20 protein-coding genes are annotated in these 25,681 nt (G+C 43.9%); 9 read left to right on the top strand and 11 right to left on the bottom strand.

Features of this window, described 5'->3' with window-relative positions; genetic code table 11:
- Nucleotides 1-35: 35 nt before the first annotated feature.
- From BUA59_RS09330 to BUA59_RS09300, 7 genes are all read right to left on the bottom strand, one after another.
- On the bottom strand, nucleotides 36-1,136 hold the full coding sequence (locus BUA59_RS09330) for a LacI family DNA-binding transcriptional regulator (protein WP_072839436.1): 1,101 nt from the start codon (nucleotides 1,134-1,136) through the stop codon (nucleotides 36-38).
- A 115-nt stretch (nucleotides 1,137-1,251) separates the two neighbouring features.
- Nucleotides 1,252-2,871 carry an alpha-glucosidase family protein gene (locus BUA59_RS09325; RefSeq protein ID WP_072839435.1) on the bottom strand — a complete coding sequence of 540 codons (1,620 nt, stop codon included), beginning with the start codon at nucleotides 2,869-2,871 and terminating at the stop codon, nucleotides 1,252-1,254.
- A gap of 95 nt (nucleotides 2,872-2,966) precedes the next feature.
- Nucleotides 2,967-4,067, bottom strand: coding sequence for an ABC transporter ATP-binding protein (locus BUA59_RS09320; RefSeq protein ID WP_072839434.1), 1,101 nt, complete (start codon nucleotides 4,065-4,067; stop codon nucleotides 2,967-2,969).
- Nucleotides 4,068-4,139: 72 nt separating this feature from the next.
- Nucleotides 4,140-5,282: a carbohydrate ABC transporter permease gene (locus BUA59_RS09315; protein ID WP_072839433.1), complete on the bottom strand. Its 1,143-nt coding sequence runs from the start codon at nucleotides 5,280-5,282 to the stop codon at nucleotides 4,140-4,142.
- A gap of 1 nt (nucleotide 5,283) precedes the next feature.
- A complete protein-coding gene (locus BUA59_RS09310) occupies nucleotides 5,284-6,294 on the bottom strand; it encodes a carbohydrate ABC transporter permease (protein WP_072839432.1) in 1,011 nt (336 codons plus the stop codon).
- A 112-nt stretch (nucleotides 6,295-6,406) separates the two neighbouring features.
- Entirely contained in the window at nucleotides 6,407-7,759 is a 1,353-nt protein-coding gene (locus BUA59_RS09305; RefSeq protein ID WP_072839431.1) for an ABC transporter substrate-binding protein, read from the bottom strand.
- Between the two features lie 456 nt (nucleotides 7,760-8,215).
- On the bottom strand, nucleotides 8,216-9,187 hold the full coding sequence (locus BUA59_RS09300) for a carbohydrate kinase family protein (RefSeq protein ID WP_072839430.1): 972 nt from the start codon (nucleotides 9,185-9,187) through the stop codon (nucleotides 8,216-8,218).
- A 240-nt stretch (nucleotides 9,188-9,427) separates the two neighbouring features.
- On the opposite strand from BUA59_RS09300, the gene BUA59_RS09295 reads away from it, so the two are divergent.
- The 7 genes from BUA59_RS09295 (at nucleotide 9,428) to ushA (ending at nucleotide 18,136) form a co-directional block, all read left to right on the top strand.
- Entirely contained in the window at nucleotides 9,428-10,162 is a 735-nt protein-coding gene (locus tag BUA59_RS09295; RefSeq protein ID WP_072839429.1) for a response regulator, read from the top strand.
- Nucleotides 10,152-11,618: an ATP-binding protein gene (locus tag BUA59_RS09290; protein WP_072839428.1), complete on the top strand. Its 1,467-nt coding sequence runs from the start codon at nucleotides 10,152-10,154 to the stop codon at nucleotides 11,616-11,618. The genes BUA59_RS09295 and BUA59_RS09290 overlap by 11 nt, the downstream gene beginning before the upstream one ends.
- A gap of 281 nt (nucleotides 11,619-11,899) precedes the next feature.
- Entirely contained in the window at nucleotides 11,900-13,147 is a 1,248-nt protein-coding gene (locus BUA59_RS09285) for an ABC transporter substrate-binding protein (protein WP_072839427.1), read from the top strand.
- 96 nt (nucleotides 13,148-13,243) lie between these two features.
- Nucleotides 13,244-14,173, top strand: a complete 930-nt coding sequence (locus tag BUA59_RS09280; protein WP_072839426.1) for a carbohydrate ABC transporter permease — start codon at nucleotides 13,244-13,246, stop codon at nucleotides 14,171-14,173.
- Nucleotides 14,166-15,068, top strand: a complete 903-nt coding sequence (locus BUA59_RS09275; protein ID WP_072839425.1) for a carbohydrate ABC transporter permease — start codon at nucleotides 14,166-14,168, stop codon at nucleotides 15,066-15,068. The genes BUA59_RS09280 and BUA59_RS09275 overlap by 8 nt, the downstream gene beginning before the upstream one ends.
- Nucleotides 15,069-15,170: 102 nt before the next feature.
- A complete protein-coding gene (locus tag BUA59_RS09270; RefSeq protein WP_072839424.1) occupies nucleotides 15,171-16,280 on the top strand; it encodes an ABC transporter ATP-binding protein in 1,110 nt (369 codons plus the stop codon).
- A 248-nt stretch (nucleotides 16,281-16,528) separates the two neighbouring features.
- Nucleotides 16,529-18,136 carry a bifunctional UDP-sugar hydrolase/5'-nucleotidase UshA gene (ushA, locus tag BUA59_RS09265; RefSeq protein WP_072839423.1) on the top strand — a complete coding sequence of 536 codons (1,608 nt, stop codon included), beginning with the start codon at nucleotides 16,529-16,531 and terminating at the stop codon, nucleotides 18,134-18,136.
- Nucleotides 18,137-18,260: 124 nt separating this feature from the next.
- On the opposite strand, the gene BUA59_RS09260 is transcribed toward ushA, so the two are convergent.
- The 4 genes from BUA59_RS09260 to rph form a co-directional block, all read right to left on the bottom strand.
- A complete protein-coding gene (locus tag BUA59_RS09260; RefSeq protein ID WP_072839422.1) occupies nucleotides 18,261-18,776 on the bottom strand; it encodes a hypothetical protein in 516 nt (171 codons plus the stop codon).
- A gap of 105 nt (nucleotides 18,777-18,881) precedes the next feature.
- Entirely contained in the window at nucleotides 18,882-21,218 is a 2,337-nt protein-coding gene (locus BUA59_RS09255) for a putative bifunctional diguanylate cyclase/phosphodiesterase (RefSeq protein WP_175550756.1), read from the bottom strand.
- A gap of 79 nt (nucleotides 21,219-21,297) precedes the next feature.
- Nucleotides 21,298-22,095, bottom strand: a complete 798-nt coding sequence (locus BUA59_RS09250) for a substrate-binding periplasmic protein (protein ID WP_084122319.1) — start codon at nucleotides 22,093-22,095, stop codon at nucleotides 21,298-21,300.
- 205 nt (nucleotides 22,096-22,300) lie between these two features.
- Complete coding sequence (gene rph / locus BUA59_RS09245; protein ID WP_012072021.1) at nucleotides 22,301-23,020, bottom strand: ribonuclease PH; 720 nt, start codon at nucleotides 23,018-23,020, stop codon at nucleotides 22,301-22,303.
- Between the two features lie 179 nt (nucleotides 23,021-23,199).
- On the opposite strand from rph, the gene BUA59_RS09240 reads away from it, so the two are divergent.
- Nucleotides 23,200-24,066: a YicC/YloC family endoribonuclease gene (locus tag BUA59_RS09240; RefSeq protein WP_072839419.1), complete on the top strand. Its 867-nt coding sequence runs from the start codon at nucleotides 23,200-23,202 to the stop codon at nucleotides 24,064-24,066.
- 179 nt (nucleotides 24,067-24,245) lie between these two features.
- Nucleotides 24,246-25,508 carry a tyrosine-type recombinase/integrase gene (locus BUA59_RS09235; RefSeq protein ID WP_072839418.1) on the top strand — a complete coding sequence of 421 codons (1,263 nt, stop codon included), beginning with the start codon at nucleotides 24,246-24,248 and terminating at the stop codon, nucleotides 25,506-25,508.
- Nucleotides 25,509-25,681 lie beyond the last annotated feature (173 nt).

Raw genomic sequence — 25,681 nt, 5'->3', positions numbered from 1 at the left:
TTGCGGCCTGCTTCTGTCTTTTTTGCTGCTAACTCTTAAGCAAGTGCAGACTCGGCAAGAGCTGGTTCAGCATGCTCAGAAACTGAAGGGCAACTTTCGCGAATAACCAATTCGGTTTCTAACACCACGTCTTTGGCTTCTCGAAGCCCTAAAAACACTTCTGCAGCAACACGGCCTTTTTCCACTGTATGTTGATGTATGGTGGTGATCGAAGGGTGAATATTGGCACTTTCAGGGATGCCATCAAAACCAACCACTTGCAAATCTTCCGGCACACGCAAGCCTAAATGCAAGGCCGCTTGCACCGCCGCAATCGCTATACAATCACTCATGCACAATAATAATTGCGGACGCTTAGCCATAGTTAGAGCTTCACGAGCAGCCTGATAAGCCAGTTTATGGTTGTTCTCAGGGATATTCCAAATATGCTCGGAAGCGACCGACAACTGATGTTCTTCCAATGCTTGAAAGTAACCATACAAACGTTGGATCGAAATAGACGCCGCACGATCAAACAATTCGTCTTCGCGTATACGACACACTCGATCTGTCGCCAATAGACTCAAACCTAAAATAGCCACGGCGTCAGGCTTATGCTTTAAAGCGTGGCTGGCAATTCGATATGCGCCACTGTGGTTTTCGATGTTGACCGATGTGGTACCAGGAATGAAGCTATCCACTGTGATGATGTTCTTATTCGGCATCAACCAAGGCGCATTAATACATTGCTGTGGTTTATGACCATAAACGATAAAACCATCTACCATGGAAGATTGCATACGGCTTTGTGCATCTTGCTCAACTTGATCGGAAGACAACAGCAGCATGTTGTATTCGTTGGCTTCAAAGACTTCCGCCATGCCTTTTAGAAACTGATTAGCTACAGGATCAGTTAAGCTATAACTGAGGTCATCAGACAACACAATGCCAACGATTCCCGTGCGACCAGTGCGTAAACTACGAGCAGCTGCATTAGGGCCAAAATAACCCATTTTTTCGCATTCGCTCAGAATATTTTCACGCAATGTCGCCGACAATTGATCGGGGCGATTAAAGGCGTTTGAGATGGTTGCCGTGGAGACTTCTAATCGCTCAGCAACGTCTTTTAAAGTCAGTTTTTTTATGTTTTTTGTCATACTAACTACTCGCAAACCAAAAGAACTTCGACAAACAAGCCGATTCACGCAAAACGCAAATCGGCTTGAAATGACAAAAGCTCAATTAAAAACTCAATTAACTGCGTAATACGACTTAAGACAACTTAGCGTAGAGCGCTTGATAAGCAGGTAAGGTCAACACCTCACCATCCAAAGTCGATTCAAAACCATGACCTTGCAATACTTCTGCAACATTCGCATTTAGCGTCGCTTGCTGCTCTTCACTTGTCATGTTTAATACAACTAACAAACGCTCACCATCGTATTCACGAACCAAAGCAATCAATTGCTCATTATCCAAATTAAGCTGAGACAATTCGCCATTCACCAAAACAGGTTGTTGCTGACGCCAATGAATCAGCTGACGAACCTTATGCAACAAGGCATCTGGATTCGCTTCTTGCTCAGCAACACTTAGCGGTAAGTGATTTTTATCGACTGGCAACCAAGGTTCGATTGTTGAGAATCCGCCCAATGTCGAATTATCCCACACCATCGGCGTACGACAGCCGTCACGGCCTTTAAAAACTGGCCATAGCGGAATGCCATAAGGGTCTTGAATACGCTCAAACGGCACCTCAGCTTCAGGTAAGCCAAGTTCTTCACCTTGATACAAACAAACACTGCCACGTAGAGACAAGATCAATGCTAACGCGATTAGAGGGTAAGCTTTGCCATCTTCGTCTGCGCCCCAACGAGTGCGAGAACGCACCACATCATGATTCGATAATGCCCAGCAAGGCCAACCATCACCCACGATGTTATTCATGTCCGCCAAGGTTTTACGAATGTATTCTGGAGAATGAGGCGTGTTCAAAAAGTCGAAGGTGTAAGCCATATGCAACTTATCGCCACCAGACGTATATTCCGCCATGCGTTTCAGAGGAAAATCGTCACCAATTTCACCAACCATGGTGCTGCCTGGAAACTCATTCATCATAACGCGTAAATCTTTTAAGAAATCCAAGTTTTCTGGACGGCTAAGATCGTACACATGACGCTGATAAGTATAAGGGTTATCGTGTGGCGCACCCATGGTTTTTGGCTCGCCAGCTGGTACAGGTGGGTTGTCTTCCAAGCCTTCGCTGTGGAAATAGAAGTTCACCGTATCCAAACGGAAACCATCCACACCAAGCTCTAGCCAAAAGCGCATATTATCCAAATGTGCCTGACGAACTTCTGGATTATGGAAGTTAAAATCTGGCTGAGACTCTAAGAAGTTATGCAAATAATACTGCAAACGACGGCTATCCCATTTCCAAGCACTGCCTCCAAAGATAGACAGCCAATTATTTGGCGGTGAACCATCCGGCTTTGGATCAGACCAAACATACCAATCTGCTTTAGGATTAGTTTTATCTTGACGACTTTCTTCAAACCAAGGATGGACATCAGCCGAGTGACTAATCACCTGATCGATCATGACTTTCAGTCCCAGTTCATGGGAGCGGTCAACCAAGACTTTAAAATCCGCTAACGAACCGAACATTGGATCAATGTCACAATAATCGGACACATCGTAGCCAAAATCTTTCATTGGGGAAGTAAAGATAGGCGAGAGCCAAATAGCATCTACACCAAGCGATGCAACGTAATCTAACTTACTTGTAATACCAGCTAAATCGCCAACGCCATCGCCATTTGCATCCATAAAACTACGTGGGTAAATTTGATAAATAATCCCACCTTTCCACCAATTCAGATTGGTTGTCATCAGACTCTCCAAAAAAGATAAAACGTGGAGCAACGCCAAAGCATTGCCCCATTTAAATAACAAGGTTACTAACTGCTCAATAACATACTAGCCAGTTAGCCTTTGCGTAAGTAAGACTGCTCGTGTTCATCAAACAAATGCATTTTTTCAGCCGGTGCGGACAAATACACTTTATCCCCACGCTTAATGTTCAATGTGCCAGCTTGCTTCGCAATCACCATCTCGTCTGCGCCAGGGATTTTCACATACAGTAAAGTCGCTTCGCCGAGAGATTCCACGAAGGATACTTCACCAGAGAAAAGGCTTTCTTGTTCCGCAGACACAACCACCAAGTCTTCTGGACGAATGCCAAAGAAAGCAGGTTTCGCTTGTTCACTTGATTCCGTCACGATAGGCGTTTGAATGGACGCAGAAGCCGACAAAGACACCAAGGTTTGTGTGCCAGTTTGCTCAATGCGGCAAGGCACAATATTCATCGCTGGCGAACCAATAAATTTCGCCACAAATACGTTCGCAGGATGCTCATAAAGATCCAATGGTGAACCCACTTGCTCAATATCACCACCAGATAACAACACAATGCGATCAGCCAACGTCATGGCTTCCACCTGATCATGGGTCACATAAATCATCGTAGAATCAGGCATGCTGTCTTTCAGGTTGGCAATTTCCATGCGTGTCGCAACACGAAGTGCCGCATCCAAGTTAGACAAAGGTTCATCAAACAAGAATACTTTAGGACGACGTACAATCGCACGACCAATCGCCACACGTTGACGTTGACCGCCAGAAAGCGCCTTTGGCAAACGATCTAAATACGGTGTTAGTTGCAGCATATCCGCGGCTTTACGAACTTGTTGATCAATATCTGCTTTGCTCACCTTAGCGATTTGTAAGCTGAACGCCATGTTGTCATACACCGTCATGTGCGGGTACAAAGCGTAGCTTTGGAACACCATAGCAATACCACGCAATGCAGGCGGCACGTCATTTACCACAACACCATCGATCTCTAACGTACCAGCGGAGATTTCCTCTAAACCAGAAATCATGCGCAATAACGTGGACTTACCACAACCGGATGGACCGACGAAAACAATGAATTCGCCCTGCTTGATATCTAGATTAATGTCTTTCAATACTTCAACATTATTCGAATAAATTTTCTTAACATTGGTGAGTTTTACATCAGCCATGATTTTACTGCCTCAATCTAAATTCATACCTTAGGTGAGGAGCAAACGCTCAACTCACCTGCCTAGGTTTTGTTATTTCACCGAGCCTGCTAGCAAACCGCGCACTAAATAGCGCTGTAGGCCAAAGAAGACACATAAAGGAATAATGATGGTAATAAACGCCGATGCCGTCAGAATTTCCCAGTTACCACCGCGAGAGCCAAGCAATTCACGAAGCTGACCTGTTAGCACCATGTGATCAGCATCATTACCTAGGAATACCATGGCAATCAGCAAATCATTCCATACCCAAAGGAACTGGAAGATGGCAAATGACGCTAATGCAGGGAAAGACAAAGGCAATACAATTTTACGGAAAATATCAAAATCTGAAGCGCCATCCACACGGGCGGATTCGATGATTTCTCTAGGCAATCCAACAATATAGTTGCGCAGCAAATAAATAGCCAACGGCAAACCAAACCCAGTATGCGCTAACCAAATCCCCACATAAGTTTTCGATCCGACACCAAAAAACTCACCAATCATGTTGTAGCTTTTTAGCAACGGAATCAGTGACATTTGTAACGGAACGACCAACAAACCAACCACAGCAGCGACCAGCAATGCACGCCCAGGAAAACGCATCCAAGCCAGAGCATAAGCGGCAAACGCGGCCACTAGAATAGGAATAATGGTCGCAGGTATGGTCACGGTTAAAGAGTTAATAAAAGACTTACCCAAACCTTCCGCACTCAATACTTCACGATAGTTTTCTAAGGTGAAGCGTGGTGGAATCTCGGCTGTATAGAAAATACGGTCGCCACGGGAGCCCTTCCATTCCACAGGAGAAGAAAACGCATAATCGCCGTTTTCCATGACTTGCAAGGTCTCGCCTTTATTAAGTTCGGCCACTGTGCCTACTTCGAATTCATCGGGTCTTAATGAACTAGAACCAAACTTGGTAATTTCCCCCGCTGAACCTTCGAATAGGTTACCGCGAATAACAAAGCGATTACCCTCTTGAACTTGTTTTTTCGGTTCATGGGCTCGCGCCACGAGACGCTGCTCTGAGGTCGCTAATGCTGTCCACCAGCCAGACGTAGAAAGCTGATTTTTATCTCGAATAGAAGAGATAAACAAACCCGCTGTAGGGATCGTCCAAATGATCACGAGAAACAAGACAGTCGCATGTACCAAATAAGTTAACGGAGTACGTTTAGATGACGTAATCATATTAACGCCCCTCCATTTCGGCATTAGCGCGGCGAATATTCCACACCATAATTGGGATAACCAGAACCATAATAACCAACGCAATCACCGCGCCACGACCAAAGTCGCCACCGCCATTAAACATCCAACTAAACATCTGATTGGCCAACACTTGTGTGCCCCATTGGGCATTCGTCATTGCCAATACGATATCGAATACTTTCAATACCAAGATGGTAATCGTGGTCCAAACCACCGCAATGGTTCCCCAAATTTGTGGCACCATAATTTTGTAGAAGATTTGAAAGCCATTGGCACCATCTAACACTGCTGCTTCAATGGTTTCATCTGGAATACCACGTAGCGCAGCAGACAAAATGACCATAGCAAAACCGGTTTGAATCCAAATCAGGATAACCATCAAGAAGAAATTGTTCCAAATTGGAATCGTCAGCCATGTCTGAGGTTCACCACCGAAGAAGACAACCAAGGCATTCAGCAAGCCGATTTGGTCTTCACCGCCGGTACGAAAATCGTAAATGAATTTCCAAATAACCGACGCACCTACAAAGGAAATCGCCATCGGCATGAAGATTAAACTTTTTGCGATATTGCCCCACCAAATACGATCGGTCATAGTCGCGATAATCAAACCAAAAAATGTTGCCGCTGTTGGTACAACAATTAACCACAGCATGTTATTGCGGAAAGATTCATAGAACTCATCACTGCTAAATAGCCATTTGTAGTTCGCAAGACCAACAAAGTCTTCACCGCTGCGGCCATAAAAAGACAAGCGGATGGAATCAATAACAGGATAGAAAAGATAAAATGTCAGTAATAAAACTGCTGGCCCCAAAAACAGCCAAGGGCGAATATTGTTCGCCACACGTAAATTACGAGCAACTTCAGCAGCTGCGCCACTTTTAGTTGGAAAAATTTTATCTAAAAGGAAATTTGAGCCGTAGAAATACGCGGCACACCCCATAACACCTAGAATCATGGTAACTAACGCCGAGGCAAGCTGTCCCATAGAATCTCCAAAATATATCAATGCAGTGACAATTAAAACGGCAACCGCTTTACTTATAAAACAAATACAAAAAGCCCCAGAGTGAACAGTCACTCTAGGGCTTTACAAAGAATTACTTCAAGGCATCCCATGTTTTTTGGATGTCGTGAGCAACTTCTTTGGCATCTTTACCGCCAGTGTAGTCAACCATTCCTGTCCAGAAAGAACCGGCGCCGATTTTACCAGGCATCAAGTCAGATCCGTCAAAGCGGAAGGTTGTCGCGTAGCGTAAGATCTCGCCTTGTTTTTTCGCTGCTTCACTTGAGTAAACTTCAGGGTTTGCTTTCAAGTGAGCAGAGATAAAGCCAGTTTGCGCCATCCACAACTCATGAGCGATTGGCGAGCGAATGAAATCAATAAACGCACGAGCACCTTTAGAGTCATTCGTCACACTCATCAAGGTTCCAGCACCCAATACTGGGTTACCTAAATCTTTAGATGCATAAGATGGGAAGTAGAAGAAATCAGCGTCTAGACCCAACTTCGTTCCTTCAGGGAAGAAAGCAGGAATAAACGAAGCTTGACGATGTAAGTAACATTTAGGTGGAGACTGGAACAAGCCTTTTGGGCTGTCACGGAAATCGGTAGACGCTACAGCACCTGCGCCGCCATCAACGAACTTGTCATTACGAGCAAACCAGCCAAACTCTTCGATGGCACCAACAATGCGTGGATCATCAAACTTAATTTCGTTAGTTACCCATTTATCGTAAACCGCTGCTGGCTGTGTACGAAGTAGTAAATCTTCAACCCAATCAGTTGCTGGCCAACCTGTAGCCGCACCGGAACCTAAACCGATACACCAAGGCGTACCACCATCAGCAACGATTTGCTTGGTTAAGGCTTTTAGATCTTCCATAGTTTCAGGAACTTCATAGCCTGCGTCTTCAAAGTTCTCTGGTGAGTACCAAACTAGTGACTTCAAATCTGCACGGTAAAAAACACCGTAGAATTCTTTCTGACCTTTTTGATCTTTAAACGTAGCTAGATCAACCCAAGACTGACCTGCTGCGTAATCCTTTTTCACGCCATCTTTTACAGTATCGCTAAGCGGTGTTAAAAAGCCCTTAGCGGCTAAATCTGCTGCCAAACCAGGTTGAGGGAAAACAGAAATATTTGGCGCGCTGCCAGCTTGAGTATCAATAACGATTTGCTGTTCAAAAGAATCAGAACCCGCGTATTTCACTTTAGCGCCAGTGGCTTGTTCAAAGTAAGCAGCAACTCGTTCGAAGTTGGTTTTTTCATCACCAGTCCAAGGACCAAAAATAGAGATGGTTTCACCAGATAGCTTATTCGATTTCAGAGCCTCATAGCTGCTCCAACTAAAACGAGAATCTTCACCAGGCTTAAACAAGAGGTCTGCTGCATGAACAGCATTTGCGGAAAGTGTCAGGGCGACTGCCATAGACAAAAGAGATTTTTTCATCATTGCTCCTTACAGGCCCGCTTGGGAAACCCCTAGCACGCCTTTGTTTTTATTATCGTAGGTCGAAACAAGGTAAACATGTCTTCTATAAGGATTAAGAAGGAATCCGATTATTAACAAACAAAACCCGCGCTTCAAGCACCTCGCTCCCTTAATATTGACTTAATTATTTTTTAAATTTAGTAGATCCTTCTAAAAATGCGAATCTTATTTATTCCACCGCATCTGTATAAAAAACCAACAATATAGGGTTTTTATCGTAAATTCAGCAAGTTAATGAACAATTTTCAATCATTAATTGTTCATTTTGTTCTCTATTTTTACTCATTTAGACCGCTTTTTTTAGGCATAAAAAAAGCGTGATCTAGCACGCTTTTCATTCTAACAAACAGGCTTAATACTTTCTTAACCGTTTAACAAAAGTATATTCTAAAAGTAAAATCATATTCTTAGAGCCTAAAACTGGCTTAACTGCGCCTCAGCTTCGCTCAACGAAGGCAAAGAAGGATAGGCACCCAACTTTGTCACAGAATCTGCGCCGCAAGCCGCAGCAAAGCGCACAATATCCACTAGCTGTTGTTGAGATAAAGCCGCTAACGCTGCGCGATCGCCACCTTGTTCTGCCAATTTATAAAGCAAGCCGCCAACAAACGCATCGCCTGCTGCTGTAGTGTCTTTTACCTCAACTTTTGGTGTAATCACTTCACTTACGCCATGAGTCGCCGTATAAAAACGAATCGGGTTGCCACCATCAGTTAATACAAACAAGGTCACGCCCGCAGTAAGAGACTGTTCGATAAGAGCAAATGGATCTTCTGCTAACACAGCCAATTCTTCTAGACTGGCTTTCACTACATCACCACTTTGCATCCAATCAATAACGCGCTTTGTATCCACTTGCCCATTCGGCCAAAGGTTCATACGCAAGTTCACATCAATACTAACGATCCAATTAGCCTTACGAGCCATGCTCACACCGGCCAAGGTGGCTTTGGTAATATCCGCATCGGTCAATGTATTTGAACAGGTATGGAACACACCTTGGCTATCAGCAAACCAGGTTGCATCAAAATCACTTTCGCGGAACAAAATATCCGCAGAAGGGCTACGGTAAAATTCAAAGCTACGCTCGCCAGTTTGATCCAAGCTTACAAACGCCAAGGCTGTTTTGGCTTCCTTGGTCATCAGCATATTGCTCGTATTCACGCCGTAACCATCAAGAGACTCTTTCAAAAAATGACCAAACGCATCGTCACCTACTTGGCCGACAAAATGACTATTGCCTCCTAAGCGGGCCACAGCCACAGCAACGTTTGCTGGCGCACCGCCAGGGAACTTAGTAAAAGATTCAAGCTCTCCTGCTTTGGTTGCTCCATTAGAAAGGAAATCGATCAAGGCTTCGCCGAACGCCATTACTTTTGTTGTCATTATTGTGTTCTCTTTTTGGTTTGCAGACATAATCTGCGCAGATCTAAATAAGGGTAGATGAAAAATTATGCAGGGGAGAAAGCATTAAATCAATTTAATTTATTTAAAGACTGTTCGTATCAAGCCTATATGAGCAATTGGTTCACTGTAAGTTTCTTGCTAGACTCGAAACCTACATAACAATTTTATAATAACTTTTTATAATAACTAACAGACCTCAACCTTCCACTGAGCAAGATAATGACCAACGCAAAATGTATCTATGTTGTAGACGATGACGACGAGATTCGCACCCTGCTCAAAACTTACCTAGAAAAGCACCAATTCACAGTGTTAACCGCTGATTCAGGTGAAGCGTTTTTAGCAAATTTCCGAGCAGAGCAAGAAGTTGATCTGGTGATTTTAGACATCATGCTTCCGGGACAAGATGGCTTTGCAGTTTGTCGTTCCCTACGAACGCAATCACAAGTTCCGGTGATTATGCTAACGGCCAACTCTGACGAAATGGATCGTATCATCGGTTTGGAAATTGGCGCTGATGATTATCTTGCGAAGCCCTTTAACCCGCGAGAGTTACTGGCGAGAATCAAAGCTATTTTGCGCCGTATGGAACACACAGAAGTCATAGAAATTGCACCGGTTGCCCATCGCTTCTATCGTTTTGCGCAATTTACTCTGGATACGCTGTCGCGTGAATTGCACTTTAAAGACGAAAAAGAGTCGTTATCCGGCGCAGATTACAATCTTTTAATGTTGTTCTTAACTCATCCTGGCGCTGTGCTCACTCGCGAACTTATCGCCGAAAATACGCGTGGACGCGATAGCGCTCCGCTGGATCGTTTTATTGATGTGCACGTTAGCCGCTTACGCCAGCGTTTGCGCGAAGATGCCCGCCAGCCACAGTTGATCAAAACCATTCGTGGTCAAGGTTATATATTAACCGCTAGCGTCGAAGCCATTAGTGATGCCCGTTAATACACCGATCAGTAAACGCTCACGAATCAAACGCTGGTCCCAGTCTCTGACAGGACAAATTCTGATCATTATGGCACTGGGCGTGGCCAGCGCTCAGTTCATCAGTTCATCAATTTGGTTGCGTCAACTCGAATCCGATACCGAAGAAAACGTACGTGAAGTGTCTAAACACATGGCGTTTCGTATTGCCGCCACAGTTAGCTACTTCACTTCTTTGCCAACCAATTATCGCCATATCGTCATTGATCAATTACAAGACATGGGCGGAACACGCTTCTTTGTGACGCTCAATAAAGAAGAAATTCTCATCAACAATATTCCCGACTCGCCGCTCAAAGACATTGTCAAAAACGAGGTTCAGTCGACGCTGATCAAACAGCTAGGCATTCACAACGCCAAGATTGCATTTTCCAGCCCAAGCGATTTGCACGTGATCAACAACCATACTCGCCTTGTGGATTTGCCCGAGCGCTGGGGACATCACAGCTTATTGGTGAAACCTCTTACACCACCGATTATCGTGATTCAAATCCCTATCAATGACAAAGACTGGCTTTACCTTGCGAGCTTAATGCCCGATCCGTATTTTTTGGATGGCAACACGGCGCTCAGCGGCGATCGCTTGTTTTCCATGGCAATGTCGGTGATTACCGTGTTACTGCTGAGCATCCTCATATTGAGACGCGTAACTCGTCCACTAGCAACCTTGGCTCGCGCGGCGGAACGTTTTGGTCAGGGCGATTGGCAGCCGATAAAAGAAGTCGGTAGTGTCGAAGTGCGTAATACGGCCAAAGCCTTTAATGATATGCAGCGCCGAATTCAGCGTTATCTCAACGACCGAGAGAGGCTTTTTGCTTCCATCTCTCACGATTTAAAAACGCCTATCACGCGCTTACGATTACGCGCTGAGATGCTAGACGAAGATGACATCCGTGACGCCATGATTCGCGATCTAGAAGATCTAGATATGTTGCTAAAAGGCGCTCTACAAAGCGTAAAAGAAACCGATATTCATGAAAACCGTGTCGAAGTGAACATTTCAAGAATGCTCAGAGACATGCAATCTACGGCCAACTTACATGGTGTGAAACTGACTGTTGTCGGCGAATTACAACATCCGTTTATTGGTAAACCATTCGCCATAAAACGCTGCCTTGGCAACCTTGTCGATAACGCGTTGTATTATGGAAAAACTGCTATTGTGTACATCGAAGACGATGAAGACGAAGTCTGTATTCGTGTTTGTGACCAAGGCCCAGGTATTCCAATAGATAAAATGGATAAAGTTTTTCAGCCTTACACTCGTCTTACACCCGACCATTCCGGCCATCCTGGTGGCATGGGATTAGGCTTGAGTATCGCGCGCAATATTGCCCGTGCTCATGGTGGTGAAGTCACCTTGAGCAACCATATACAACAAGGCTTAGAAGCCAAACTCTGGCTACCAAGACATTAATTTTTAGCGGGTTAAAAGACTCTTTTTTTATCCACTGAAAAATGAAATAAATCGTCACTTAAAAAGCAAACAAAGGTCATTTTAAAACACCTTTTGCAAGACTTCGTTACAATAGGTTGCTCTACTTTACCCTCCCTTGTCAGATCCTTTGCTAAATTCTGTAACTCGAACGTTCGCTTAAGCTGATCTTCAGATAGCGAAGTCGATACAAAAATAACGCAACATCAAAGTCTATAAAATGTCTTTGATTGGATGATATAACAATAACAAAGGTTCCTATCATGAAAAAAATTGCTTTCGGTTTAACCACAGTTGCACTTTCTCTAGCCGCGGCTACGGCTCACGCTGGTGAAGTAGAAGTTCTACATTGGTGGACATCAGGTGGCGAAGCCGCTGCGATCAATGTACTTAAAGAAGAAATGGTAGACGCTGGCCACACCTGGAAAGACTTCGCAGTCGCTGGTGGCGGTGGTGAATCTGCTATGACCGTTCTAAAATCTCGTGCCATTTCTGGCAACCCACCATCTGCTGCTCAAATCAAAGGCCCAACCATTCAAGAATGGGGTGACCTTGGCTTCCTAACAAATCTTGATGATGTTGCTAAAGCGGGCGAATGGGACGTTATCCTTCCTCAAGTTGTTAGTAACGTGATGAAGTACGACGGCCACTACGTAGCGGCTCCAGTAAACGTTCACCGTGTAAACTGGATGTGGGCTAACCCTGAAGTATTCCGTAAATCAGGCGCGTCTATCCCGACTACTTGGGAACAATTCATTGTTGAAGCGAAAAAGATCAAAGCAGCTGGTTTCACACCACTCGCTCATGGTGGTCAAAACTGGCAAGACGCTACCCTATTCGAAGCAATCGCTTTGGCTAAAGGCGCTAAATTCTACAACAGCGCGTTCATCGGCTTGTCTGACAAAACACTACGTAGCCAAGACATGATCGACGTATTTGATACTTTCAAACAAATGCGCGAATTCGTTGATCCAGGTTTCTCTGGTCGCGATTGGAACATCGCAACGTCTATGGTTATCAATGGTGATGCAGCTATGCAAATCATGGGTGACTGGGCGAAAGGCGAGTTTACAGCTGCAGGCAAAAAAGCAGGCATCGATTACGTTTGTTACCCAGCGCCAGGCACAAGCGGCTCTTTCACTTTCAACATCGATTCTCTAGCAATGTTTAAAGTGGATGGCAAAGACAAACAAGCGGCTCAAAAAGACCTTGCTCGTTTGATTCTTGAACCTAAATTCCAAGAAACATTCAACTTGAATAAAGGCTCTATTCCAGTTCGCTTGAATATGCCTCGCGAGAAATTTGATACTTGTGCACATTCTTCAATGGATGCGTTCCTAGCAAGCTCAACGACTGGCAACCTAGTACCAAGTATGGCTCACGGCATGGCTGTGAACTCTATGGTTCAAGGCGCTATCTTTGACGTCGTGACTAACTTCTTCAATGACGAGTCTATGACGTCTAAAGAAGCGGTAGACAAGCTAGCTCGTGCTGTTAAAGCAAGTATGTAAGATCTAAATCTGCAAAGTCCTAATTTGCAGTAAACATAAGAGGCTGGCCACCTAGCCAGCCTCGCCTTAATACCTCCGAATAGTGAAGCATCAACTATGAATACTAAAGCCGCCAATTCTGGGTCAGGACAGACTCAGTCAGGACGTCCTGCGCGCCTAAGCTTGGCCGATTGGATGCCTAAAATCGTCATGGCCCCAACGGTACTGGTTACCTTGGTGTGCATCTACGGCTATATGATATGGACTGCCGTACTCTCTTTCACGGGTTCTCGCATGTTGCCGTCGTACAATTTTGTCGGCTTCGAACAATACGAGCGCCTATTCAATAACGACCGCTGGATGGTAGCTCTAACCAACCTTGGTATTTTCGGCGGCTTATTTATTGGTATCTGTTTGTTCCTTGGCGTTACCTTGGCCATTTTCTTGGATCAAAAAATTCGTGCTGAAGGCGCGATCCGTACTATTTATCTTTACCCAATGGCGATCTCCTTCATCGTTACCGGTACCGCTTGGAAATGGTTACTTAACCCAACCAACGGTCTAGAAAAGATGATGATCGACTTTGGTTTTGTAAACTTCAAATTCGACTGGTTGATTAACCCAGACATGGTTATTTACTGTTTGGTTATCGCGGCTGTTTGGCAAGCATCTGGGTTCGTTATGGCGCTGTTCTTAGCAGGCCTGCGTGGCGTTGATGGCGACCTTATCAAAGCGGCACACCTTGATGGCGCAAGCACGTTTACCACTTACCGTCGTATTATTCTGCCTTCTTTGAAGCCAGTATTCTTTAGCGCCTTGGTTGTTCTTTCGCACATTGCGATTAAGAGTTTCGACTTGGTCGCGGCTTTGACCAATGGCGGACCGGGTTATGCGTCTGATTTGCCAGCTAACTTCATGTATACCTACACCTTTACTCGTAGCCAAATCGGCTTAGGTTCGGCGTCTGCTATGGTGATGCTAGGCTGTGTGTTGGCGATTTTGGTTCCTTATTTGTACTCTGAATTGCGAGGTAAACGCCATGAGTAACCTTAATTCTACAAGTAAAACAGCTGTTGGCCGTAAAACGTCTGGCCTAGACAAAGTATTACGCGTTGCCTTGTACACGGTATTAATCGTCGTTGCGGCGTTTTATCTGATGCCGTTTATCGTCATGTTGATTACATCGCTAAAAGACGTTGAAGAAATTCGTACTGGTACCCTACTTTCTTTGCCTGCGTCCTTGCATTTCGACTCTTGGTCAAAAGCTTGGTCAAGCGCATGTACGGGTAGTAGTTGTGGTGGTATTTCGCCTTATTTCATGAACTCGTTTCAAATCGTGTTACCTGCTGTGGCGATTTCTACTTTAGTGGGCGCCATTAACGGTTACGTTATTTCCCTATGGAAATTCCGTGGCAGTGACTTTTTCTTTGCGGCGATGCTTGTAGGTTGTTTCATTCCGTTCCAAGTTATCTTGTTGCCAATGGCACAAACACTAGGCTGGTTAGGTATTGCCAATACCACTTCAGGTTTAGTCTTCGTGCACGTGGTTTACGGTGTGGCATTTACGACTTTGTTCTTCCGTAACTTCTACCAGTCTATTCCTGGCGAATTGGTAAAAGCGGCTCGCCTAGATGGCGCTGGCTTCTTTACGATTTTCTACCGCATCATTTTGCCCGTTTCTACGCCTATTATCGTGGTAACGGTGATTTGGCAGTTTACGCAAATTTGGAATGACTTCTTATTTGGTGTGGCGTTCTCTGGTTTTGATACTCAGCCAGTAACGGTTGCCTTGAACAACTTGGTAAACACCAGTTTCGGCGGTAAGGAATACAACGTCGATATGGCCGCTGCCATTATCGCAGCTTTACCAACACTGGCGGTTTACGTGTTTGCAGGAAAATACTTCGTCCGTGGCTTAACAGCTGGCGCTGTAAAAGGCTAACAACGCTGCTAAGCAACCTAGCGAACATCGATAAAGACAAAATGCACTCGTGCCTTTTTACCTAACACAGCACGAGTGAACTAAAAAATTCGGAGTAATAACATGGCAAACCTAGTCATTGATAATGTTAAAAAACGCTACGGCGAGACTGAAATTTTAAAAGGCATTAATATTTCCATCAAAGCAGGTGAATTCCTGATTTTGGTTGGACCATCTGGTTGTGGTAAATCCACTCTGATGAACTCGATTGCGGGTCTTGAAGACGTAACCGAAGGTCGCATTCTCATCGCTGACAAAGATGTAACTTACACGAGTCCAAAAGATCGTGATATCGCGATGGTGTTCCAGTCTTACGCCTTGTATCCAAATATGACCGTAGAACAAAACATCTCTTTCGGTTTGGAAATGCGCAAAGTACCAAAAGCTGAGCGCGACGTTGAAGTACAGCGCGTAGCGGAACTATTACAAATTAGTCATCTACTTGACCGTAAACCAGCGCAATTGTCTGGTGGTCAGCGTCAACGTGTTGCCATGGGGCGTGCCTTAGCGCGTCGCCCTCAGCTTTACTTGTTTGATGAGCCGTTGTCTAACCTTGACGCCAAATTGCGCGTAGAGATGCGTACAGAGATCAAGAAGCTGCATAAAAAGCTGGGCACAACCATCGTTTATGTAACGCACGATCAGATAGAAGCCATGACCTTGGCAGATCGCATCGCCGTAATGAAAGATGGACAAGTTCAACAGCTTGGTACACCACAAGAAATCTACGACAACCCAGCAAATTTGTTCGTTGCAGGTTTCATGGGTTCACCAGCAATGAACTTCATTCCAACTAAGGTCGTCGAACAAGATGGCGTGCCTATGTTGGAACTGGCCACCAGCACCACTGTTGCATTGCCATTCCCGAAGCCAGAAGCGCTGAAAGACTACGTAGGTAAAACCATCCTACTTGGCTTGCGTCCTGAAATGATCACTGAACCTCAGCCGCACAAAGAAGGGCAGCCTTTTGTGACAACGACAGATGTCGAAGTCGAAGTAACTGAACCAATGGGTGCCGACACAATGATTCTGACTCGTGTTAACGATGCCGAGATCAACTGTCGTTCTAACCCAATGTACCCAGCTGACGCAGGTTCCATCATAAAAATGATGTTTGATACCTCCAAAGCAGTTGCTTTTGATAAAGAAACGGGACGACGTCTAGATCTCTAATTATTTATATTGCTAATTGTGTAACCGTTTAAGCAGCCTGCACAGAGTCTATCTCTCTGTCGCAGGCTTTTTTTTGGGAAAAACGTCAGGTTTTTGCACAAATGGTCAAAATTACTGCACAGTCCCTCGAACTTGTCACAAATTTGAGATACATTTTAGAACCGTAATCAAAAAAGCAACTCCATAGTGGCATTTGGTTATCTCGAATCGAAGAACTGCCGACTAATATCATGTAAAGGAATCAAACCATGAATTTTACCAAGCGTTTTATCACGCAACTGGCCATTACTGGTGTCGCATTATCTGTGACTGCGTGTTCTATGATGGGACCGCAAAAACCAGATTGGCAAGAAGACAAAGAATATCGAGTCACTATTTTGCACACTAATGACCATCACGGTCGTTTCTGGCAAAACGGCAATGGCGAATACGGCATGGCAGCTCGTAAAACCTTGATCGACAACATTCGTGAAGAAGTAGCGCTAGACGATGGTAATTCCCTATTGCTATCCGGTGGTGATATCAACACAGGTGTACCAGAATCAGATCTACAAGACGCGGAGCCAGATTTCCGCGGTATGAATATGCTGAAGTACGATGCGATGGCGCTGGGTAACCACGAATTCGACAATCCGCTTTCTGTACTGAAGAAGCAACAAGAATGGGCGGGCTTCCCTTTCCTTTCTGCGAACATTTTAGATGCAAAAACTGGCAAACCTTTGTTTGAAGCCTATAAAATCTTCCAAGTAAATGATCTTAAAATCGCTGTCGTTGGTTTCACTACGGACGATACAGCGAAACTGGGCAACCCTGAGTTCCTAGATGGGATCAAGATCGAATCACCTATTACTGTTGCTAAAAAATTGATCCCTGAACTGCGTAAAAAAGCTGACTTAGTCGTTGCGGTTACTCACATGGGCCACTACCAAGATGGTAACTACGGTGGCAATGCACCTGGCGATGTAACGCTAGCACGCACAGTTCCTGGGATTGATGTAATTGTGGGTGGCCATTCTCAAAACCCACTTTTCCAACCTGATGAGCAAAACGGTACGCTTATTCTGCAAGCGCATGAATGGGGTAAATACGTTGGTCGCCTAGACTTTGTCTACAAAAATGGCGCGATTGTTTGGTCTCAATACAAACTTATTCCGGTTAACTTGAAGAAAAAAGTCACTAATGCAGATGGCAAGTCTGAACGTGTTTTCATTGAAGACGAAATCGCCCAAGATCCAACCATGCTTGATATGTTAACGCCGTTCCAAGAAAAAGGTCAGAAAGAGCTTAATATCGAGATTGGCTTCTCTGACACAGACTTCGTTGGTGACCGCGATGTCGTTCGCACCCAAGAAACCAACTTAGGTAACTTGATTGCTCTAGCAATGAAGCAAAAAGTGAATGCTGACATCGGCGTTATGAACTCTGGTGGTATCCGTGACAACTTAGAAAAAGGTGTCGTTACTTATAAAAGCGTTTTGAAAGTTCAGCCTTTCGGCAACATGGTGTCGTATGTTGATTTCACTGCCAATGAGCTAACAGATTACCTTTCTGCAGCAGCAGCGAAACAAGCGGGAACCGGTGCATTTGCTCAATTCAGCGGTGTATCTTTGACACTTAAAGATGGCAAAGCGACTAACATCATGGTCAACGGTAAAGCGCTGGACGTTAGCAAAACTTACCGCATCGCGATGAACAACTACTCTGCTTCAGGTGGTGATGGTTACCCTAAAATCGTTGATCATCCAAACTACGTTAACTCAGGTTATGTAGATGCAGACGTTCTAGTGGAATACATTCAGAAGAACTCACCACTTGATGGCGCTAAATTTGCTCCAACAGGTGCCGTTAAGCGTTAATACCATTGATTTTTCACTAAAGTAACCAAGTAATTGGCTACTACTAAAAAGCCTCAATAGACATCAACCTATTGGGGCTTTTTCATGAATAAAATTCGCAGTGAATATTACTTCTCAGTAATGCTTATCTTTTATAAGTCAAAGACCAGGTCAAAGGCGTCGGTAGCTTTTCAGATTCTAATTTAACGGTGAACAGCAACTCGTTCTCGCCAACCTGTTTCCAAGTATTAGTGCGCTTGCCTCGCTCAGATTCAAGCACTACAACCACAGCATCGCTAGTTTGCTGATACGTGCCAGAGATCTCAACGCCTTCTTCGTCTTTCTTGATCACTTCGCCATTAGCAGTAAGCGGTATCGTATCGGCTTTAGCATCGTCACACTGGAACTGGAACTGTGTGGCTTGCCAATCCAACAACCATTGCTGACAAATTTGCGTTTGCTTTTTCAACACAGGTCGCGCCAAAGCACGAATAAAAAAGTTCATCTCTTGCGCCACGTTTTCAACCGCCACGTCTAACTTGGCCTGAGTGCTATCTGCATCTTGCAACATCCACTTACCTGCTAAAACATCGCCTGATGCTTGCGCACCGGAACTAAACACCATAGCGGCAACGATTCCAACACCAATCAGCTTCTTCACCTTGCTTCTCCTTATTTTTATTGTGAATAGATAATGGCAAAGAAGCACAATATTGTAAGGCGCAAAAACGCGCACAATGACTGACATTTAACGCCATTCTTGCTGTTAAGCGTTTTGGTACTGCAATGGAAAAGTGATATCGCCTGAGAGATATTGAGTTGCTGTGTCGGCTTTTACAGGTTTAGAGAAGAAATAACCCTGATATTTAGCGCAGCCCATATTTTCCAGAATGTCTTTTTCTACCTGATGCTCTACGCCTTCAGCGAGTACTGACAAGTTCATATGCGTCGCCATAGACACTATCGTATTAATGATGACATGACTCTGTGGATCACTAGTCAGATCTCGAACAAACGACTGGTCGACTTTTAGTTGCGTGATAGGGAAATGCTGTAAATAACGCAGCGACGAATAGCCTGTTCCAAAGTCATCGATAGAAAAACGTATATTATGCTCTTTGAGTCGCCACATTTTCTCAGCAACAGAAGCAATATTTTCGACCAACATACCTTCGGTGATTTCTAAATCGAGCAAGCTTGAATCAACTTGAGTCCGGCCGATCACCTCGCAGACGCTTTCAACAAAGCTCTCCTTAGCAAACTGATACGGACTGATGTTTATCGCCACGCCTTTAAAAGTCGGCGGAAGGCCAATATCTTGCCACGCCTTTAATTGCTGACAGACATTTTCTAGAACCCAATTCCCGACGTCGTAAATTAAACCAATCTCCTCCGTCACGGGAATAAAACGATTCGGCGATACCAAACCAAGCTCCTCATTAAACCAACGAATGAGCGCTTCAAAACCTATCAATTGGCCATGCTCATTCACTTGAGGCTGGTAAACCAAATAAAACTCATCGTTGCTAATTGCACTGTGTAGGGCTTTTTCTAACGTGGCTCGCTCGGTAACTTGCTGCTGCATTTCTTGTCGATAAAAACGGTATGCATTACGGCCGCTTTCTTTTGCTTCATACATAGCTGTATCGGCTTGACGTAAAACCTGCGCATCGTTCGCACCATCAAAAGGAAACAAGCTTATACCAATACTCGCTGATATAAATAAATCCGTTTGCTCCAAGCAAAACACCTGAGACAACTGTGACAGCAAGGTTTCTGCCAGTAAAGTGACTCTGCTTTGGGCTTCTTCGGCGTTACCTCCCAATACAGGAATCAATAACACAAATTCATCACCGCCCATGCGGACCGCAATATCAGCTTCCGACAAACAGGCTAGAATACGTTTTGAGGCTTCCACCAAAAGCGCATCACCAACGTGATGTCCCATGGAATCATTGATGTTTTTAAAGCGATCTAAATCGATAAACAACAAACCACCAATATGGCCATTATTCTGTGCGGTGGTGATGACTTTTTCGATGTTCTGATTTAAAAATCGTCGATTAGGCAAATTGGTCAAAGCATCATAATAGGCCAAAAACTTAACTTGCTCTTGGTCTAATTTACGTTGCGTAATATCCCGAAAAGACGCCAAAAAATGCGCTTCATGGTCCAAAGTAATGATGTTCCCACACACCTCAACCGGAAAACTTACACCACTACTGCGACGATACTGCGCTTCGAATATTTTAGGGTCGCCCTGTGAATTATTCGTCCACTCTCTAAGTAAACTAGGTGTTTGCTCAGGATCAATATCTTGAATGGTTAGCGTTAATAAAGTGGGCTTATCGTAAGCTAATAAACGGCACGTCTCGCTGTTACAATCTAATATCTGGCCTTTCAAGTTCGTCAGCAGCATACACTCACTGGACTGATGCAAAACCGCTTTAAAATACGCTTCACTTTTCGCGAGTTCTGCTTCAACTTTTTTACGCTTATGCCAGAGTGCGGTAATAGTACGCGCTAAAATCCCTAATTCGTCTTCTCTAGCTGTTTGCTTAAATTTCAACTGTATTGGGTCGTTGTCATCTTTTTCTAACCAACTTAATTGATCAATTAATCGATAAAGTGGGCGAGATATTTGTACATAAAACAGGATCAGCATGGCAGCACCGAGTAAAAATGCTGATATGAGTGATGTGGTAATTAATCGAATATTTCGGCGTAGAAAGCCGTTCGTCAAGGCAACACTGTCAATAGAAACCGTTAACAAGCCAGCTTTGTAAGTATCGTTACTTATTAACGGCAAAGTAAATGTATGTTGTAGATCGCTAAATAAGTCATCAGATAACCAACGTAATGATAACTTAGACAATGGCATATATTTGCTGGCTAACTCATTACCCAAATCATCTTCAATTTTCGCTTTATAAAAACTATTGGAGAGCATTAAACCCGTCAACACTTTCTTTGCCAAATCTTTATCAAGCGTATAAGCGGCTTCTGTCGCAGCGTCTTCAACAATATGCAAGATCGACATTACTTGGTTTTTGATTGTTTCTTTTTCTTCTTTCCAATCCGATAAAATCTGAAAAATACTCATCAAAAAACTTAGAAGTAATAAAAGCACAAGAGCCCATTTTGCTTGCTTATAATAAAGTCGTTTGCGTAATACTAGCATGCTATTTTACTAATCCTTCTTCAGGATAAGGAATGCCATAACTAGCGTAGATGGCTTTAGAAACACCTGATTTTTTAATGCTTTCTAACCCGACATTCAGTTTATCTCGCCACATTCTTGCCTTTTTGTAAAACTGACTAAAGCACACTGTATAGTATGAATATTCCAAATCCTTGATGTCGTATAAACTCAACTGATCAGATACACCTAATAAATTCGCATCATAAGCGATACTTTCTTTACCCGTCATAAAAACATCGTGATTACGGCGTAAAAGTAACGTCAAACCTTGTCTATCTTCATTAACAAGACTGTAACCCACTCCATTCGCATCCAAAATATTCATGGGCGCCCAACCGTTCACCACTAAGGTTTTGTAGTTCTTTAATTCTTGCAATGAATGGCTTCCTTCAGATAGAAAGTCCCGACGAGTAACTAAAGCTAAGGAGGAAAGACTAACTGGATCAGAAAATATGGCGAAAGATTCTCTCTCTGGAATGGGGTGACATGAAATACCACCTAAAATCAGGCCTGCCTCAATATCTCGCATAACACGAGACCAAGGCATTATCTTATATTGAACAGAAATCCCCTGAGTTTTATAAGCTGCACGAATTAAATCCACATCTAATCCATACAGTCCATCGTCATTCTCAAGTGGTGTTGGTGAAGGTACTTCTTTAGAGTCAATCGTATAAGGTGGGAAATGTACTGTATAAAGAACCACCTCCTCAGCTTTAAGCATCCGACAGAAAAGAGTCCCAATAATCCATAAAGCAATGCAGCAATAGCGACTCATAACCCCTCCGATGGAACCCAGGTAAATAAAATAAACCTTACTGATTTAAAAAATATTCAGTCTCAGCATTTACTCATATTAAATATGATGTAAAAACCACAGCACCTCAAGTAAATACAAATGATTACAGCCAAATTTAGTCATAAAAAAACCAGACGCCTCATTGTGACATCTGGTTTCCATTAACCATCTCTAACTTAGAAAATTATTTATCAAACAATGCCGCGCGCTGTGCTTCCATGATTTCCGCAATGCCTTTACGAGCCACTGCCAACATGCCCATCATATGCTCGTCGCTGAATGCTTCGCCTTCTGCTGTACCTTGGATCTCAATGAAGCCACCTTTGTCGTTCATGATGACGTTCATGTCCGTTTCGGCATTAGAATCTTCTGGGTAATCCAAATCCAATACTGGAACGCCTTTGTAGACACCCACAGATATCGCAGCAATTTGTGACACGATTGGATTCTCTTTTACTTTTTTGTTCTCAACCAATACACGCATAGCATCAGCCAAAGCAACAAAGCCACCAGTGATAGACGCTGTACGTGTACCGCCGTCGGCTTGAATCACGTCACAGTCAATCGTGATCGTGTTTTCACCCAATTTCTTAAGATCCACCGCCGCACGCAAAGAACGACCAATCAAACGCTGAATCTCAACCGTACGGCCACCTTGCTTACCGCGAGCCGCTTCACGATCCATACGGCTGTGTGTAGAACGAGGCAACATACCGTATTCCGCTGTGATCCAACCTTGGCCCTTGCCTTTCAAAAAACGCGGCACACCAGAAACCACAGTCGCAGTACAAATAACTTTCGTGTCGCCACATTCGATCAGCACCGAGCCTTCGGCATGTTTGGTAAAATTACGTGTGATTTTAAGTGGACGTAATTGATCTGCTTCTCTTCCGCTTGGACGCATACTTGCTCTCTCTGTCGATAAACCATCATAAAGGCGCAATTATAACGAACCCACACAAAATTGCGCCCCCAGCGATGGGAAAACATGACATTTAGCAAACCTGTCGAACACAGCCTCATTAGGCTACAATATCGCCTTTGTTTTTCTCTCTCTATTTATTTTTTACTTAGGTACTCAAGATGACAGCAAGCATGACAGCCTTCTCTCGCCAAGAAGCCGTATACGATTGGGGAACCATCAGCTGGGAAGTTCGCTCGGTGAATCAGCGCTACCTAGAACCTAGCTTTCGTCTACCAGAAAACTTCCGCGAGCTTGAGTTTGCTTTTCGTGACGTGCTGCGCAAAAAAATAAACCGCGGCAAACTGGAATGCCAACTGCGTTTTCAAGGCGTAGACAAAGCGGCTACCAACTTAACCATTAATCCAAGCAATGCCCAAGCCTTGGCAAACGCCATCGAAACACTAAGCACTTGGTTTAAAGATCTAGATCCTGCCAATCCACTCGACATTCTCAAATGGCCAGGCATTCTGAGTGACGAAGGCAGCGACTTTGAAATGATGAAAAAAGCCGTCGTAGAGCTCTTTAATAAATCTGTCGACGAAATGATCCAAGTTCGTCTACGCGAAGGTGCGCAGCTGAAAGAAATTATCGAACAACGCTTAGACGCCATCGATGCTATCATCATAGAAGTACAGGCCAAACTGCCAGAGATCATCGCTGCGCAAAAGCAAAACTTACTGGATAAACTTGAAGCCGCCAAAGTCGACCTAGACCCAATGCGCGTCGAAGCGGAAATCGTCCTACTGGCCCAAAAAGCCGACGTGGCCGAAGAACTGGATCGCCTAGCGACACACACCAAAGAAGTACGCCGTCAGCTACAACAAAACGGCCCAATTGGCCGCCGCCTCGATTTCTTAATGCAAGAACTCAACCGTGAAGCCAACACGCTTTCGTCGAAATCCATCGTCGTGGAAACAACCCAAAGCGCAGTGGAACTGAAAGTTCTAATCGAACAAATGAGAGAACAGATACAGAATATAGAATAGATTTCCATAAGATACCATATGGAGTTAAATTCCTTATAAAGCAACACTTTAAAAGAAAATTAATTTTCACAAGCATTCATATCAATCCATAAGATTGCATTACAACGGTGACATAATTGGTGACAAATAAAAGCCGATGATCTAGGATCTGCTTTCCTGTCACCAATTATTTTATAACTATGAATGATGCTCAACTAAAAGCTACACTGAAAGCTGGCAAGGTCGGAAAGTTCAAAGTAGATACTGGACTCTACTTTCGAGTCACAGAACAACAAAGTGCCTTTTGGATACTTAGGTACACAATTAACGGTAAACGTAGAGAAATCACTTTAGGACGCTATGGAAAGCCTCCAGAAGGGCTGCCTCTCAGTGAAGCCAAGCTAAAAGCAATACAGACAAGAGCCTCTATCAAAGAAGGCGTTGATCCTATTGCAGAGAAAAAAAGAAATAAACTCCCTCACTTTAACACCGTCAATGATGTTGCTAAAGATTGGCTCTCTGAATGTGAACGCCATTTGAAAAATCCTCAAATCCCAGCCCGTGTATATCGCAAAGATATATCGCCTTATATTGGCGAGCTGGCAGTAGATAAGGTTAATTCAAGAGATATCTTACAAATCATTCGCGCGATCAACAAAAGTGGCCGCCCTTCGATTGCAAATGATGCTCTAAACTACTGTAAACAGCTGTTTAACCATGCTCTAAAGCTAGATCTTTTAGCGAATAACCCCGCAGCACCATTTACCGAAAAGGACGCGGGCGGCACTGAGAAATCGAGAGATAGAGCATTATCTTTAGATGAAATAAAAACAGTATTTGAAGTTTTTGAAAGTCATACAGACATCATGACAAGAGAAAACTACTTAGCTCTCGTCCTCCTTCTTGTTTTAGGAGTGCGAAAAGGAGAACTCATTGCTGCCAAATGGAGTGAATTCAACTTTCAAGAAATGATCTGGGCTCTTCCTGAAGAAAGAACCAAAACAGGGGCGAAAATTAACATTCCCTTACCTGATACTCTAAAACCTATTTTTCAGGAGCTAATGGTAAGAGCAAACGGATCAGAGCATGTATTCCCCTCTCGAAGAGCTAGCAAACGCCGTAAATACATTAGTGATGACACGCTAAACCATGCCCTAGCAAAAATGTTTGGACAAAAGGTAGATTCGAAAAAACAGCCACTGCCAAACATCCTAGGTGAACATGGAATTGAACATTTCGTTGTACACGATTTACGGAGAACCTGCCGTAGCTTACTAGCGCAAAATGGCGTTCCTAGCCATGTAGCGGAACGTTGCCTCAATCATAAAGTGAAGGGTGTTGAAGGGATTTATGATCGATATGATTACTTAGAAGAGCGCAGAGATGCTTTAAGCTCAATTGCAAAGTCAATATTTACTCTTTTAAACAAAGAAAATCTACTAATTCAAAGAAAATATTTTTAGACAATACATATAAGAAGGGGACCTAAAAGGTCCCCACAAAGCATTTTACAACTGCAAGTTGAAGAAGCCGCTGCCATCTTATGTTACCATTTGCTCCCTACGAGCTGACTGTAACAAGTGCTGCGCGGGTCCACACGCTAAAAGCATGCCTCATATTTAAAGACCAAGGGACG

This window comes from Marinomonas polaris DSM 16579 (assembly GCF_900129155.1).
Taxonomy (GTDB): Bacteria; Pseudomonadota; Gammaproteobacteria; order Pseudomonadales; family Marinomonadaceae; genus Marinomonas; species Marinomonas polaris.
Note: the sequence above shows the minus strand (reverse complement) of the source record. Positions and strands in the feature narration are given on the sequence as shown.

What these genes read in the sequence shown, in the direction of transcription:
- BUA59_RS09330 (WP_072839436.1), bottom strand. Translation starts at nt 1,136, where the DNA reads ATGACAAAAAACATAAAAAAACTGACTTTAAAAGACGTTGCTGAGCGA.
- BUA59_RS09325 (WP_072839435.1), bottom strand. Translation starts at nt 2,871, where the DNA reads ATGACAACCAATCTGAATTGGTGGAAAGGTGGGATTATTTATCAAATT.
- BUA59_RS09320 (WP_072839434.1), bottom strand. Translation starts at nt 4,067, where the DNA reads ATGGCTGATGTAAAACTCACCAATGTTAAGAAAATTTATTCGAATAAT.
- BUA59_RS09315 (WP_072839433.1), bottom strand. Translation starts at nt 5,282, where the DNA reads ATGATTACGTCATCTAAACGTACTCCGTTAACTTATTTGGTACATGCG.
- BUA59_RS09310 (WP_072839432.1), bottom strand. Translation starts at nt 6,294, where the DNA reads ATGGGACAGCTTGCCTCGGCGTTAGTTACCATGATTCTAGGTGTTATG.
- BUA59_RS09305 (WP_072839431.1), bottom strand. Translation starts at nt 7,759, where the DNA reads ATGAAAAAATCTCTTTTGTCTATGGCAGTCGCCCTGACACTTTCCGCA.
- BUA59_RS09300 (WP_072839430.1), bottom strand. Translation starts at nt 9,187, where the DNA reads ATGACAACAAAAGTAATGGCGTTCGGCGAAGCCTTGATCGATTTCCTT.
- BUA59_RS09295 (WP_072839429.1), top strand. Translation starts at nt 9,428, where the DNA reads ATGACCAACGCAAAATGTATCTATGTTGTAGACGATGACGACGAGATT.
- BUA59_RS09290 (WP_072839428.1), top strand. Translation starts at nt 10,152, where the DNA reads ATGCCCGTTAATACACCGATCAGTAAACGCTCACGAATCAAACGCTGG.
- BUA59_RS09285 (WP_072839427.1), top strand. Translation starts at nt 11,900, where the DNA reads ATGAAAAAAATTGCTTTCGGTTTAACCACAGTTGCACTTTCTCTAGCC.
- BUA59_RS09280 (WP_072839426.1), top strand. Translation starts at nt 13,244, where the DNA reads ATGAATACTAAAGCCGCCAATTCTGGGTCAGGACAGACTCAGTCAGGA.
- BUA59_RS09275 (WP_072839425.1), top strand. Translation starts at nt 14,166, where the DNA reads ATGAGTAACCTTAATTCTACAAGTAAAACAGCTGTTGGCCGTAAAACG.
- BUA59_RS09270 (WP_072839424.1), top strand. Translation starts at nt 15,171, where the DNA reads ATGGCAAACCTAGTCATTGATAATGTTAAAAAACGCTACGGCGAGACT.
- ushA (WP_072839423.1), top strand. Translation starts at nt 16,529, where the DNA reads ATGAATTTTACCAAGCGTTTTATCACGCAACTGGCCATTACTGGTGTC.
- BUA59_RS09255 (WP_175550756.1), bottom strand. Translation starts at nt 21,218, where the DNA reads ATGAGTATTTTTCAGATTTTATCGGATTGGAAAGAAGAAAAAGAAACA.
- BUA59_RS09250 (WP_084122319.1), bottom strand. Translation starts at nt 22,095, where the DNA reads ATGAGTCGCTATTGCTGCATTGCTTTATGGATTATTGGGACTCTTTTC.
- rph (WP_012072021.1), bottom strand. Translation starts at nt 23,020, where the DNA reads ATGCGTCCAAGCGGAAGAGAAGCAGATCAATTACGTCCACTTAAAATC.
- BUA59_RS09240 (WP_072839419.1), top strand. Translation starts at nt 23,200, where the DNA reads ATGACAGCAAGCATGACAGCCTTCTCTCGCCAAGAAGCCGTATACGAT.
- BUA59_RS09235 (WP_072839418.1), top strand. Translation starts at nt 24,246, where the DNA reads ATGAATGATGCTCAACTAAAAGCTACACTGAAAGCTGGCAAGGTCGGA.